Below are 13,807 nucleotides of genomic sequence, written 5' to 3'. Positions count from 1 at the left end.
AAGGGCACGACGTAATGCCGGGTGAACAAAGCGAAGTTATTTCTAATGTGAAGATACGTCAGCCTTGCTGGCGTATCTTTGATGCCAAGTGGTATTTACTGCGATACCCTGAGGCTGAAGAATGGATGAAAAAAGAAGGCATAGGGGATGCCGAAGAGTTTTATAATCAGTTTGGTCGTAAATATGGTCATTCGCCAAACCGATATTTTGATGAGGTATGGTATCTAAGCTTTTATCCAGATGTGCATAAGGCTGTTATTGAAGGGCATTATGAATCTGGGTTTGCCCATTATTGTTCTGCTGGTTACGTCCATAATTCGGGTCATTGGCTTTTTGATGAGCTCGAATATCGACGTCGTTATCATGAACTGACGCAGCGAGCACTCGAAGAGCAGGGTTTTTTAAATGGTTATGATCACTATTTAGAAGTTGGCTCTCAGCGCAATTATATTGGTCATCGTTTTTTTGATTTGGAATTGTGCCGTCAGTTAGCGCTCCACTTTCCAGATTATTTTTCGGCGAACGACAATTTATTTTCGTCTTGGTTGGTACTGCCAGCGTCAGTGGCTAATGCGGGGCGTGTGTCGTGGTATTTTGACCCAGTTTGGTATTTAAATCGTTATCCGTCTGTTCAGAAGGATATTGATGAGGGGCGTTATAGTAGTGCTCTGCATCATTATATGACGAATGATAGAGCACGGCATTACGATCCATTAGAGTTCTTTTCTGAGGATGAGTATGCAGAACTCTATCCAGACCTGAAGGCTGCCTTAGACCAAGGCGTTTTTCGGAATGGTTATGATCATTTCGTTAAATTTGGTGCAAATGAAGGCCGCTCGCCTGGTAAAAATTTGAGCATGGATGCTTATAAATCACGTCCACAAGTGCGACGTGATTTGCACAATAAGCTCTTTGATACACCCTTTACGCATTATGTTGCCGGGCGTGTGACGCCTGACTCGCAAGCGGCGTTAGCAGGTATCGCTGAGATTGATGAGGTGCAAGCAAAGGTTGTGTTTGAGCGCGAAGCTGAAGCACAATTGCCGATGCTGGTACGACGCCGTTTGGACTTCACATATTCTGGCTTGCCGGAAATCAGTGTGATTATGGTCATGTATAATAAGATTGCATTGACCATGCAGGCTTTGGCGTCATTGCGAGCGAATTATTCGGGCGCAATTCAAGTGATTATTGTGGACTCAGGTTCTCATGATCAGAGTCGTCAATTAGCGCAGTTTGTACGAGGGGTTAAACTTTTACGGTATCGATATAATATTGGATACCTTGAAGGGTGTAATGCGGGTCTTGCCGAGGTTGAAGCCCCGTTTGTTTTGTATTTGAATAATGATATTCGCCTAGCACCGGATGCGTTGCGTTTGTCCTTGAAGCGTATTCGGTCGGAAGCGAATATTGGTGCTGTTGGCGCAAAGATTATTCGGACCAATATGCACTTGCAAGAGGCAGGTTCGGTCGTGTGGCGTGATGGTGGTACGTATGGCTACCTGCGTGACGCGGATCCGAATGTGCCGGAAGCGAATTTTATTCGTGATGTTGATTACTGTTCAGCGGCGTTTATCGTTGTCAGGTCATCGTTACTGCGCCGTTTGTCAGGATATGATCCGCGTTTCCGGCCAGCATATTTCGAAGATGCCGATTTGTGCGTTCGTATCATTAAAGCGGGTTTCCGGGTTGTTTATGATCCAACAGTGGTGATTGAACATTTGGAGTTCGGCAGTTCGGGTGCATCAGGATCATTGGCTTTGATGCAAGCGAATTTGAAAGCCTTTGCTCGGGCACATCCGGATTTCTTGCGGAATCAACAGCCCCCACATTTGCGCAATGCCGTTCATGCGCGTGAGCGTCGACGGGATGAGAAACGGATTTTGTTCATTGAAGATCGTCTGCCGCTTCGGCGCTTAGGGTCTGGCTATGTTCGATCCAATGATGTGGTGCGGGAGATGGCAGCATTAGGATACCATGTTACGGTTTTCCCAATGTTGCCGCGTGAGCAGAGCGTTCTGGATATTTTTGGAGATTTTCCAGAAACGGTTGAGTTGCTGCCAGACCTGCATGTGGCGGATTTTGCAGAGTTTATTCAAGAACGCACAGGGTATTATGACCTTCTGTGGGTAGGGCGTACGCATAATATGGTGCGCTTGCTTCCGATCTTGAATGAAACTAGCCGTTATCTTCCTGCGGGTGGTGCGGTTCTGGATACGGAAGTTATTGCAACACCACGGACGTTGGGACGTTTGGAAGTGTTGGACTTGCCGCGTGCTGAGCAAGACTTTGATGAGATGTTGCAAGAAGAATTGGATGCAGCTCATTTTTGTCAGCGTATTGTAACTGTTACCGAGAATGACGCGTCTTTGGTGCGTCGTGCTGGGTATGATAATGTGTCCGTGCTTGGGCATGAAATGCGCCCTAAACCAACACCTGCGGGCTTTGAAGAACGGCGTGATATCCTGTTCTTAGGGGCTTTGCATGATGCTGGATCACCAAACCATGATAGTCTTGAGTGGTTTGTGGAAGAAGTGCTGCCACATTTGGATGGCGTATTACCTGCAGATGTGAAGTTCAGCATCGCTGGGTTTATTAGCCCATCTGTCGATATGAGCCCGTTTGCATTGCATCCACGAGTTGATATTGTTGGAGCCGTACATGATTTGGGGCCGCTTTTTGATCGGCACCGAGTATTTGTAGCGCCGACACGTTTTGCGGGTGGTTTGCCGTTTAAGGTGCAAGAAGCTGCAAGTTTAGGTGTGCCTATGGTGGTGACATCTTTGTTGGCCTCTCAGGTTGGCTGGGAGAACGGCAAGCAGTTGCTTCATGCTGGGGGCGACGATGCGAAGTCTTTTGCAGATGCTATTGTGCGTTTGTATCAAGATGGTGAATTGTGGGCTCGTCTACGTAATGAAGCTTTATCATCGATTCGAGAAGAATGTTCGCCTGCAAAGTTCAGACGTGACCTCGATCAGATTATACAGACTTGTATTGTCTGATCAGATCAGGCTTTCATTGAACTGGTAGGTTAATGCCGTTTCGCGATAGCGAACTATTTGAGGAAACAGGTGAAGTAATGTCGGAAACCGTGATTGAACGTCCTGACGAAACGGCAGCATTGGCCTCTGGTATGTCGGGTCGTGTTCTTGTTTGCAGTGGTGGGCGTTATGAAAGCCAAGCCAATGCGCAGATCCGTGAGTCCATCATGGATGGTTGGGCTGCATGCTTTGGTGAAGATAACGTAACAGCCGTTCATATTTCTGCTGCTGCGGCTTCAGTGGCGGTTTTGAAGCCGACGATTGTGTTCGCAATTGGCTCTTATCTTCCAGAAAGTACGTATTTCGGTGAAGTGTGCCGTGAAGCGCGTAAGATTGGTGCTGTAACAGTTTTCTGGGCAACGGAAGATCCCTACGAGCAAGATGCGAATTACCGCGTAGCGGATGATTTTGACATTGTTTTCTCCTGTGATCGTTGGGGCCATAATTTCTATCAGCGTGACCGGGTGTTCCACCTTCCGCTGGCTGCTAGCCCTAAGCTGCATTACATGCCGATTGATGAAACGGTGGAAAAGACGATTGATGTTCTTTTCTGTGGCGTTGCTTTCACGAGCCGTAAGGATATTGTCCGCAATTTGCTGCCGGTTCTGCGCGATCTGAACATTAAGATCATTGGTCCGGGTTGGGGTGAGTTGGGGATTGGTTTCTCTGATGCGCGTATTGAGAAAAACCAACTGGTTGAACTGTATCGTCGTTCTAAGCTGGTGTTGAACTTGGGTCGTTCGCTGCACTTTGAAAATAAGCGCTTCGTTATTGCACCTTCAACGCCGGGGCCGCGTACTTTTGAAGCGGCATTGGCAGGTGCTTTCCAAGTGTTTCATGAAGATACGCATGAAATCCGCCGCTATTTCCGTGCAGATGAAATTCCAACCTTCTCAAACCGTAAGGATTTTGAGAAGCTGGTTCAGACATATCTGAACGATGACGCGAAGCGTTTAAGCATGGCCCGTAAGGCGCAAGAACGTACGAATAATGAGCATTTGTACAAGCATCGTATTGAGCAAGCTTTGGCTGTATTGAAGTCTGAAGGCTTGATTGGCGGCTAACCCCATTATTTGCTTTCGGGCATGAGGGATTAAAAAAGGCGAGGAGCGTAAGCTTCTCGCCTTTTTTATTGTTGGGGTGAGGGAAGTGTCAGGGAGTAACGCTCCCTGACATGGTTGGATTATTGTGGGGCAGGCCCGAGAACAGCTTGAGCCAAGTCATGAGGGCGAATCCACTGTGCGAAGGCAGCCTGAACTTGTTCGGGGGTCATCGTGTAAATGGCTTTTGCCATAACGTTGGGGGTGTCCAACGGGCGGCCAAGGTTACTAAGGCTGAGAATATTCGACGCTAGCCCACCGAAGCTGGAGCGTTCGACAGGGAGGTCTCGTAGGAGTGCTGCTTTAGCGAGGTTGAGTGTATCCGTTGAGACGGGCTTCGTACGCATGGTCTCAACATCTTGCAGTGCATGTTCACGCGCTTTGGAGACTTTGCTTGGGTCTGATCCGAACGAAATCGAGAACGTTCCGCGTGTGCGTGAGTAATTAAAGCCGCTGCCTACACCGTAAACATAGCCGGTTTTTACGCGCAGGTCTTGCATGAGAAGTGATGAGAAGCCGTCACCCAAGATAGCATTGCCGACAGTAAGCGCATAATGCTGTGGGTCATTAATATTGAGGCCAATAGTCTCAGAGAGATGGACTTCATCTTGTGAGCGTCCGGGGTCGGCAACGTTAATTTGGGAGGCTTTGCTGAGTGGGATTGTTGGGAAGTCTAACTGAGGGGTTGGGCCGTGAGCGGTCCAACCGCCAAAGGCTTTTTCAATTTCTGTGCGAGCGGCTTCCGGGGTGATATCACCAATCACGACAATGGTGGCGAGGTCAGGGCGGTAATTGGCGGCGTAGTAGTTTTGTACGTCTGACAACGTAATGCCCATGATGCTTTGAGGTGTTGCTTCACGCAGCGTTGGGTCATTGGCTGGTACGAGGGCTGCGTCGCGTGCACGCCCAAACTTGTACCCGGGCGATTGGAGGAGGCCAGAAGTTGCTTGTGCCGCTTGTACTTGTTGGATGCGGAATGCTTGAGCGGGGAAGGCTGGTGTTAGCTCATGCTCAGCTAAGAGGCTTAAGGCTTTGGGGAACGCATCCGTTAAAGAAGAAAGGCTGAATGACGCTCCGGCACTTTCGCTCGCGGCGAGGTCATCAAAGGCACGGGCGAGAGCAAGGCGGTCATGCTGTTTGGAGCCGAAAAGGAAGAGGGATCCAGTGAGACCGGCAACACCTTCTTTGCCTTTAGGCTGTTGGAGGTCTGCGTTTTGGCGGATCATTCCTTGCAGCACGATGGTGTGGCTAACATGTTCAGGTTGGACGATTAAGCGTAGTCCGTTGGGGAGCGTGTAGGCGGTTGGAATGGGGGCCTCTGGGGGGAGTGTTACGCGGGAGAGAGCTTCTGTGGCCCAGCTTGGGAGGTCCACTTTCCCTGAGGGAGGGGACGAAAATGATTCTGTACCGCCGAAGCCTTTTTCCCCCGTGGGAGCGCCCTTTTTACTCGGGGTCAGGGTTGCGGTGAGCATATGGTTTGGATCCAGCACGGTGCGTGCAAGCTCATCGACTTGCGCTTTACTGACGTTTTTGAAGGCCGCAATTATGTCTTGCGGGCTGTTCAGGTGATTAAATGTCAGTGCTTGTGACCATGTGCTGGCCAAGCCTGAGATGCTATTAGCGTTAAATTCGAGGGAAGCGATTTCGTTGAGCCGTGCAGCTTCGATCAGTTCCTCAGGAATGCCATTTTTGCGGTAATTTTCGAGGATAGCCGCCATGGCCTTGCGGAGTGGCTCCGGGTTGGCTGTTGGTGGGAGTGCTGCATAGCTGAATGCGAGGCCCGCTTGTGGGTTGGGGTCGTATTCAATCCCTGTGTCGAGTGCCTTGCCTGCGGGGACGAGGCCGAAGAAGTCAGCCCGGTGGCTGCTTAAAGCGTCAACCAAGAGGATGAAGGCGGCGTAGTTTTTGTCTCGTGCGCCGGGAGCTTGCCATGCATTCACCAAGATGGTGGCCGGGAGGTCCGTGTCCAGCTTGATGGATTGAGATGTGATGGGCGTTGGGGAGACGGTTGGGCGTGTGGGCAGTGTAATCGCGGGGATTTTGCCAAAGGCTGCTTCGACTTGGGCTAAAGCATCTTTTGGGTTTACGTCACCTGTGATGACAAGAGTAGCGTTATTGGGGCCGTACCAGTGGTCATAAAAATCACGTAGCGTTTTGGCTGTGGTTTTATCAAAAGAGGGGCGTGAGCCGAGGGCATCTTCTTCATAAGGGGTGTTTTTGAACAGAATACCGTTGATTTGCGCGAACATACGGTAGAACGGGCTGGAGAGATCACGAGAGACTTCTTGCTCAATCGCGCCTTTTTCATGTGCCCATTCTTTGTCGGTAATGTTCAGGCCACGCATACGGCCAGCTTCAATTTGTAGTGGGACGTTGAGATCAGCAGCAGGAGCGCTGAAGTAATATTGAGTGACGTCCGTGGTCGTGTCGGCATTATCATTATTGCCGAGTTGCGCGCTGATGGTTGAAAGCTGGTCCCGTGAGAGAGTTTTCGCCCCGTTGAACATCATGTGTTCGAGTGCATGCGCTGTGCCAGAGAAACCCTTGGGTGCGTTGACCGAGCCGGTCTCATAATTGATCATCGTTTGCACGACTGGAGCGAGCGGGTCGCGGATGATGACAACGTGTAAGCCGTTAGAAAGCGTAGCACGTGTGACGTTGCTTTCCTGTGTTGTGGTTTGTGCCTGTGCGGGAGCACTGCTGAGAATAGGTGCGGTTAAAATAGATGCTGCCATGAGGGCAGAGCGTGAGAGACGGGTAAAGTTGAGCATAGAGTAAGATTCCTAGAAATATGTTGTAACAGTGACGTTAGCGTTACGTTTCTGAGACTGTCTAGTCGTGTTGTTTTTAATAAGGCCGTGAGTGAAAAAGATGTGCGTGCCACGCGGGAGTGCAGTAAGAACGGGTTATGACTCTTGGTGAACGTCTTACTCGTTGGGATGGCTGGTTGATTGACCATCTGTTCCAACCCGTTGCAGATCGGCTCCCTTATGAAAGGGCAGCTATTCAGTTGGGTATGAGCTTTCAGCTCGGTTCGCTGATGTTGACTGCGTTGGCCTTATTTTTGCCGATTGTGCTGTTTGGTGCCTCTTTCTCTGCGGTGATGGATTCTGGCCTTATATGGCTGATGAATTTTGCATTTTTCATGGGCATGAAGCGTAGCGCGCCTTTGGTTCGTCCCGGAATGATGAATCCATTGCGGCCTATGCTTATGGCGCAGCGTCTGATCGCTATTGGGTTTGTTGTGTATCAGGGCTGGTGGTGTATTGGCGCTTATGGTTCTATTTTTGAGCTGGCCATTATTATGCTGCTTTCGCAGGTGACGTTTGTGCTGGGCCTGTATTTTGTAGCGTGCCAACCGAAGCCGCCGCGTGCACGTTTTGCTCACAGCACTGGGTCCGTGATTGATGGGCCGTGGCAGACAAGTGGACAGATCCGCTGATTCACCGAAAGAATGATTGTATGGTCGAGGGGCATCAGCGTTTGCATATTTTGCATGCGCTATCGACCCGCGAGTTTGCCGGTACGGAACGGCACGTCGCCCAATTAACAGAACTCCAAGCACAAGAGCATGATGTTACGCTTCTCTTGGAGCGTAACACCCGTGATCCGCGTACAGGTGGGGATATTACGGAGCATTTGGCGCCATCTGTACGCGTGATCCGTGCTGGGCGTTTGGGGTATTTGTGGCGCTTAGCAGCTCTTTGGCGCTCGGGGCGTTATGATATTGTGCATACGCATTTGGGGAGAGCCTCAGCTCGTGTCAGTTGGTTGCGGCGTTTGGGGCTTGGTGGGTGCGCACCGATTATTGCGACATTGCACACACGCTATCGTGCCCGCAGTTATGGTGTACACGATGGCCTAGTGTGTATTGCCCAATGGCAAATGGACACATTGCCGCGCGAAAAGAGACGGTGTGCCGCTTTAGTGCCCAATTGGACGGCCTTAACCGTTTCATCCCAGGAGCGTGAGGCTCAGAGGATGCGCATGCGTACTTTTTTGGACTTGCCTGAAAGCGCATTTCTTGTGGTCGGCGCTGGGCGCATGGTCCCAGAAAAAGGTTTTTCTCGTCTTATAAAAGCGTGGCGTGATGGAGGGTTTGGGGGCGCTACCACTTTGGTTTTGATCGGAGATGGACCAGAGCGCGAGGCTTTGGAGGCTCAGGCACGAGGTGCATCGGAGATTCGCTTTTTGGGGTATCGTACGGATATGCCCGCGTTATTGGCTGCGTTTGATGGCTTTGTTTTACCCTCAGATCATGAGCCGTTTGGTTTGGTCTTATTAGAAGCAATGGCGGCGGGACTGCCTGTATGTGCCACGGCTGCCGGTGGGGTGCTTGATATTTTGTCGGACGAGCCGGAAAGCCTTGTGCAGCCTGTTTCGGTAGAGGCTTTGATAGAGGGGCTGCAAAGGTTACGGGCGTCCGTAGTGTCGGAGCGCGATATGACCATGTGGAGGCCGGAGGTTCAAGTAAAACGGCTTGACGATTTTTACAGAGCTTTGACACACTCTTGATGCCTTACGGAAGTAAGCTGCACTGAATGAGGAGATGTAATGTGGGATACTGTGCGCGTTTTAGCATGATGTGTGCATTAGGTTTGGGGCTTTTCGTAGCACCGCCTATGCTGCAGGCCGCTACGGTTAGCAGCACTCTGCAAATTCCGTTATCGTTTAAGAGTACTCAGAAGGTTGTGGTCCAGCGTGTTCGTTATAAATGCGCGGAGCAGCCTGCGGCATTGCGTTCAGTTTTGCCGAAGGGTGTCTTTAGTGCGGCTTATATTAATTTGGATGATATAAGTTTGCTTGCGGTAAGCATTCAAAACAAGACGCAAGTTTTTGCGAATGTTGTGTCTGCCAGCGGTGCAAAATATGCCGCGGGTTCCTATGAGTGGTGGGAAGACCATGGGGAAGTTAGCTTCTCAGGTGTGGAGCAGGGCAAAGCTCTTTTGACGTGTAAAGAAGTCCATTAATCGTTCTTTTTAGGCGCCGCTTTTAGGGTAAGAGTTTTATGCCACACGATATTTTTTTGCTTGATTATGATGGCACTTTAGCGGAAACGCGTCCTGCCATTTTGTCGTGTTTGTCTCTTGCTTTTGAAGCGGTGCAAGAGCCTGCACCGAGTATAGAGGCTTTAAAAGAGCAATTGTCACGAGGTGGAACGTTAGCGACCTTGTTTCAGGCTTTTGTGCCTCAGAGTGATGCTTTAAAAGCGCAGGCTTTTGAGCGGGCCTATCGTGCGCGTTATTTAGATGAAGATGAACGCAAGACGGTCCTGTTTGATGGGGTCGTGCCGGTTTTGGAAGCTTTGAAGGCGAAAAATGTCCATCTAGCTGTTTTGAGCAACAAGCATGCGCCGACAGTCTTAGCGAGTATTCAGCGCTTTCAGCTAGGGCATTTTTTTGATGGTGTGATTGGTTCAGAGGTAGGGCAGCCTGTAAAGCCTGATATTCGGGTGATGGAAGAGCGGGTACGTCTTTTATATCCTGAGGCCGCCTTGGAGCGTTTTGTCATGGTTGGTGATACGACGGCAGATCTTTTATTTGCGCGACGTGCAGGCTTGGCATCGTGCTGGGCGCGTTATGGGCATGGCCATACAGAACAGTGTCTTGAGCAGCAGCCGGACTACGTGATGGATGATGTGAAGGGTTTGTTGGCCCTACCTGTTTAGGTGGAGGGGGCAGGGCCGGTGCTGTCACGTTGAATGACTTGTGTATCGAGAATAACATTTTGCCGGGCTTCTTTTAATAATAACAATCGGGCGGCTTCAATGCCTTTTTGAGTGTGGGGCTGTCGGATTGTGCTGAGGCCAGCCGTTTCGGCAGCGGGGATGTCGTCAAAGCCAAAAACAGAGAGGTCCTGTGGAATGTTGAGGCCTGTGCTTCGTACGGCCCGCATGGCGCCAATGGCGATACGGTCGCTCATGGCAAGTATAGCTGTTGGACGAGATGAGCTTTGCAAGAGATAGTGTGCACCTTCTGCGCCAGCTGCCTCTGAGTTTACAGGGATTTCCCAGCACGGAACATGATTCGGTTCTATGCCCGCTTTTTGTAGCGTTGAAAGATAGCCTTCCAAGCGCATGGCAATGGTGCTGTGGGCAATATTAGCGCGGCGTTTGGGGGTAAGTGGGCCGCAGTAATTATCATGAGCTGTTTTTAACGACAGGATGCCGAAGCGCCTATGGCCGAGATCAAGTAATTTTTGGGCTGCTTGTGCTGCGGCGGCGCAGTCATCTATGCCGACAAAGGAAATATTGTCGAGGCGTGGTTGATCGATAACGATAAGGGGTACGTTGCGTTGTTGGGCCATAATGGCGCAGCGGTTATCTGGAGCCATGGAGTATAAAATATATCCATCTACGGCAGCGTGGCCGAGTGATACAGGTGCTTCATTGTCACGTAAATTATCGCCGGCTGAGATGAGTGCGAGATCTGAATTGCGGCGCGTACAACTTTCTGCGACGCCCTGTAGAACAGACACAATCGCGGGGTCGGTAAAGGCGTAAGGTAGTTCTTCGCTAAAAAGAAAGCCGATTGCCCCTGCGCGGCCGGTTGCGAGTTGTTTGGCGGCGGGATCTGGGCCGGTATATCCAAGCTCTTGGGCAACGGCGAATATGCGTTCTCTCAGTGTGGAAGAGAGTTGATTGGGACGAATATAGGCGTTCGATACTGTTGTGTGAGAGACATTTAATCGTGCAGCGACGTCTTTGAGCGTAACTTTGCGCCGGGAATGAATACGGCCTTGCGTGATGTGGGGGCGGGGGGAGGGAAGTGAGCCGGGTGGTTTCATGTTTTGTCTCTTAACATAATCGGAAAGAGTCGTAATTCGGCATCTTTCGGTATGTTGGTCTTATTTGGGTTTATAATACTGTAAGTGATATGTTTTTGAGAGGGCGCAAATGTATGAGGCGCCATGTGATTAAGCTGTATGGCGTTGAGGGAAGGCGGAAGCAATGAGTGATAGAGTAATGCAAGCAGCTGTCATGCACCTTGAGCAGGCGCGTGCACCCGGGGCTGCTCGTCCTGTCATTAAAGCGTTCTTTGATGAGGCAACAAATACCATCAGCTATGTTGTGCATTGTCCGGTCACATTGCAGGCTGTCATCATTGATTCGGTTTTGGATTATGACGCTGCGGCGGGGCGGACCTCATATACTTCAGCGCAGGCAATTGTCGATTATGTGACGTCTAGCGGCTTAGATGTACAATGGCAGCTTGAAACGCATGTTCATGCGGATCATTTGTCTGCGGCTCCCTGGCTGCAGGAGCAGTTGGGTGGGCGTTTAGGTATCGGCGCTGAAATTATCCGTGTTCAGAACGTCTTTGGGAAGATTTTTAATGCGGGTTCTTGCTTTGTGCGGGATGGGTCGCAGTTTGATGCTTTGTTTGAAGATGGAAATGAATTTTCGGTTGGGAAGTTGGCGGTAATGACGCTGCACCTGCCTGGTCATACGCCTGCGGATATTGCTTACCTTATTGGTGACGCGGTGTTTGTGGGAGACACGATTTTTATGCCTGACTTTGGAACGGCGCGTGCAGATTTCCCCGGCGGTGATGCTGGGCAGCTTTATCGTTCCATTCAGAGGTTGTTGAGCTTGCCGCCGGAGACGAGGTTATTTTTATGCCATGATTATAAAGCACCGGGACGTGATGAGTATTGCTGGCAGACAACGGTTGGTGAGGAGCGTTCTGCAAATATTCATGTACAAGACGGCGTAGATGAGCAGGCGTTTATAAAAATGCGTACCACTCGTGATGCGGGTTTAGCGATGCCAAAGCTTTTGATGCCGTCGGTTCAGGTTAATATGCGCGGCGGTACTTTTCCAGAACCGGAGGATGATGGCGTTAGTTACATTAAGATACCGTTGAATAGAGTATGATAATATTGCGTGCAGAAATATAGTAATTTATTTTTGTGCGCATATTTACTTTGTATAGTAATTTTATTTTGTTTTTGGATGTTAAACTATATAAAATTTCCGAAAATAACTTGCTAAATGGTTAATAAAATAGTTGTGTGTTTTTTTGTTTCAAGATACAGCGGAAAGGCGTAGATATTTATTTTATGGTGTGAGTTAAATGACAACAATAAATTCAAGTGGTAATTTTGAAACAACGCAAGGGATTGTTTGGGATTTAACTATTGATGGAAACGGTACTTCTACGCCTGTGGAGGTAACATTTGACCCGTCTCAGGGCGATGGTGTAAATACGGATATTAACATTGGAACCATGACTATAAATGGTGGCTCTATTGTTAATATGTATACAAATGTAAATAATATATCTATATCAAGTATTAATTTGAATGGTGGAACTCTTGTTATTGATCCAGCGATTGTGGATGGCGCTTCGAATGCGGCATTAACGATTAATGTTGGTGATGCAGGCGGTAAGCTATTAATTGCTCAGACCGCCGATACAAGTGCAACAATACCTATTGTTTTTAAGAATGGTATACCGGGTAACTTTGTGAGTGGTTTTATAGGTGCCACGAGTGTAACTGCTCAATACCTTCCTGCATTGGGAGGGACTATTTTAACTGCGAATGATGGTCGTACGGTTATTGGGGCTGGAAATCCATATAATTTGCCTGCCGATGGTAGTCCTGAGACGTATACCAAGGTTGGTCCAGATGGCGTTATTCTGGCATGTTTTCTTGCGGGAACAATGATCGCAACTCCGGAAGGAGCGCGGGCGATTGAGCAGATCATTGTTGGGGACACAGTTCTTGCTCAGGTTGAAGGGCAGTGGGTCTCGCGCAAGGTGGTTGCGTTGAAAGCGGCGCATGTCTGTGCGGTGGGTGTGCCGTCTGATATGAGTGGTCACCCAGTGCGTATTCAGCGTGGCGCTGTAGCGCCATCGGTGCCTGATCGTGATTTGTTGGTTACGTCAGAACATTGCTTTCTTTTTGAAGGCAAATTCGTGCCAGTTCGTATGTTGGTGAATGGTAGCACTATTCGTTATGATGGCGATATTACCTCTTATACTCATTATCATATTGAGTTGGATCATCACTCGGTTATTGTTGCCAACAATATGTTAACTGAGAGTTTCCTTGATACGCATTCTCGTATTTCTTCTTCTGAGGCCGGGCATAATGTTGTGTGTTTGCGCCCTCAATATTTATCATGGGAGAAGCATGCTGCTGCCCCACTAGGCACTGATCAGGGGTTTGTTGAGGCAATTTTTCGTAAAATTTGTGAGCGTTTACCTGCGGCTGAGAGTGAGGCTGTCGAAGCAAGTGCGGCCTTGTCGGGGTTATGGTTGGAGACTGAAGCGGGGGAGCGGTTCGTGCCATGCCGTCAGGTAGGGGGGCGTACAGTGTTTATTGTGCCAGCTCATGTGCATCAGCTGTATTTGTGTTCATCTGCTGTGCGGCCTTGTGATGTTATTGGGCCGTATGTTGATGATCGTCGCACTTTGGGTGCATTGGTTAAGTCTATTCATGTATTCGGGGATCATGTGGCTCAACGAAAACTGTTGGGGCCGTCTGAATTATGTGGTGATGGATGGCTTGAAGATGGACACTTGCTGAGTTGGACCAACGGTCGAGCTTATCTAGATGTTGGGGCGGATATGTCAAAACATTCATATGTTTTGAGTGTGGATGCAACTACATTGCAGGAAATGGCAGCCCTTGAGCAGGCGAATGCCGCGTAGTCAAGTA

General features: G+C 49.5%; 10 protein-coding genes. 8 read left to right on the top strand and 2 right to left on the bottom strand.

What is annotated here, in order from left to right; genetic code table 11:
• The first annotated feature begins 14 nt into the window (after positions 1 to 14).
• Both KB213_RS04085 and KB213_RS04080 read left to right on the top strand, forming a co-directional pair.
• A complete protein-coding gene (locus tag KB213_RS04085; protein WP_211680751.1) occupies positions 15 to 3,002 on the top strand; it encodes a glycosyltransferase in 2,988 nt (995 codons plus the stop codon).
• A gap of 77 nt (positions 3,003 to 3,079) precedes the next feature.
• Positions 3,080 to 4,105: a CgeB family protein gene (locus KB213_RS04080; RefSeq protein ID WP_211680750.1), complete on the top strand. Its 1,026-nt coding sequence runs from the start codon at positions 3,080 to 3,082 to the stop codon at positions 4,103 to 4,105.
• A gap of 119 nt (positions 4,106 to 4,224) precedes the next feature.
• Here the strand turns inward: KB213_RS04080 and KB213_RS04075 are convergent, their stop codons facing one another.
• Positions 4,225 to 6,912, bottom strand: coding sequence for a M16 family metallopeptidase (locus KB213_RS04075; protein WP_211680749.1), 2,688 nt, complete (start codon positions 6,910 to 6,912; stop codon positions 4,225 to 4,227).
• Positions 6,913 to 7,049: 137 nt separating this feature from the next.
• On the opposite strand from KB213_RS04075, the gene KB213_RS04070 reads away from it, so the two are divergent.
• Genes KB213_RS04070 through KB213_RS04055 form a run of 4 tightly spaced genes read left to right on the top strand, consistent with a single transcriptional unit; the run spans position 7,050 to position 9,809 of the window.
• The gene (locus KB213_RS04070; protein ID WP_211680748.1) at positions 7,050 to 7,583 is read left to right on the top strand and encodes a hypothetical protein; all 534 of its coding nucleotides are present in this window, start codon (positions 7,050 to 7,052) and stop codon (positions 7,581 to 7,583) included.
• A 20-nt stretch (positions 7,584 to 7,603) separates the two neighbouring features.
• Entirely contained in the window at positions 7,604 to 8,656 is a 1,053-nt protein-coding gene (locus KB213_RS04065) for a glycosyltransferase (protein WP_211680747.1), read from the top strand.
• Between the two features lie 41 nt (positions 8,657 to 8,697).
• Entirely contained in the window at positions 8,698 to 9,111 is a 414-nt protein-coding gene (locus KB213_RS04060; RefSeq protein ID WP_211680746.1) for an MliC family protein, read from the top strand.
• Positions 9,112 to 9,149: 38 nt separating this feature from the next.
• A complete protein-coding gene (locus KB213_RS04055; protein ID WP_211680745.1) occupies positions 9,150 to 9,809 on the top strand; it encodes an HAD family hydrolase in 660 nt (219 codons plus the stop codon).
• Here the strand turns inward: KB213_RS04055 and KB213_RS04050 are convergent.
• A complete protein-coding gene (locus KB213_RS04050; RefSeq protein ID WP_211680744.1) occupies positions 9,806 to 10,927 on the bottom strand; it encodes a LacI family DNA-binding transcriptional regulator in 1,122 nt (373 codons plus the stop codon). The genes KB213_RS04055 and KB213_RS04050 overlap by 4 nt on opposite strands.
• 178 nt (positions 10,928 to 11,105) lie before the next feature.
• On the opposite strand from KB213_RS04050, the gene KB213_RS04045 reads away from it, so the two are divergent.
• The gene (locus KB213_RS04045; protein ID WP_408903718.1) at positions 11,106 to 12,017 is read left to right on the top strand and encodes an MBL fold metallo-hydrolase; all 912 of its coding nucleotides are present in this window, start codon (positions 11,106 to 11,108) and stop codon (positions 12,015 to 12,017) included.
• A 199-nt stretch (positions 12,018 to 12,216) separates the two neighbouring features.
• Complete coding sequence (locus KB213_RS04040; protein ID WP_211680742.1) at positions 12,217 to 13,800, top strand: Hint domain-containing protein; 1,584 nt, start codon at positions 12,217 to 12,219, stop codon at positions 13,798 to 13,800.
• Positions 13,801 to 13,807 lie beyond the last annotated feature (7 nt).

The sequence above is a fragment of the Neokomagataea anthophila genome (assembly GCF_018122595.1).
GTDB classification, from domain to species: Bacteria; Pseudomonadota; Alphaproteobacteria; order Acetobacterales; family Acetobacteraceae; genus Gluconobacter; species Gluconobacter anthophilus.
The sequence above is the reverse complement of the archived record's forward strand: the minus strand, read 5'-3'. Positions and strand labels throughout refer to the sequence as shown.

Excerpts from the sequence above, each read along its gene's own strand:
- KB213_RS04040 (WP_211680742.1), top strand. The coding sequence starts at position 12,217 with ATGACAACAATAAATTCAAGTGGTAATTTTGAAACAACGCAAGGGATT.
- KB213_RS04055 (WP_211680745.1), top strand. The coding sequence starts at position 9,150 with ATGCCACACGATATTTTTTTGCTTGATTATGATGGCACTTTAGCGGAA.
- KB213_RS04050 (WP_211680744.1), bottom strand. The coding sequence starts at position 10,927 with ATGAAACCACCCGGCTCACTTCCCTCCCCCCGCCCCCACATCACGCAA.
- KB213_RS04045 (WP_408903718.1), top strand. The coding sequence starts at position 11,106 with ATGCAAGCAGCTGTCATGCACCTTGAGCAGGCGCGTGCACCCGGGGCT.
- KB213_RS04080 (WP_211680750.1), top strand. The coding sequence starts at position 3,080 with ATGTCGGAAACCGTGATTGAACGTCCTGACGAAACGGCAGCATTGGCC.
- KB213_RS04085 (WP_211680751.1), top strand. The coding sequence starts at position 15 with ATGCCGGGTGAACAAAGCGAAGTTATTTCTAATGTGAAGATACGTCAG.
- KB213_RS04065 (WP_211680747.1), top strand. The coding sequence starts at position 7,604 with ATGGTCGAGGGGCATCAGCGTTTGCATATTTTGCATGCGCTATCGACC.
- KB213_RS04070 (WP_211680748.1), top strand. The coding sequence starts at position 7,050 with ATGACTCTTGGTGAACGTCTTACTCGTTGGGATGGCTGGTTGATTGAC.
- KB213_RS04075 (WP_211680749.1), bottom strand. The coding sequence starts at position 6,912 with ATGCTCAACTTTACCCGTCTCTCACGCTCTGCCCTCATGGCAGCATCT.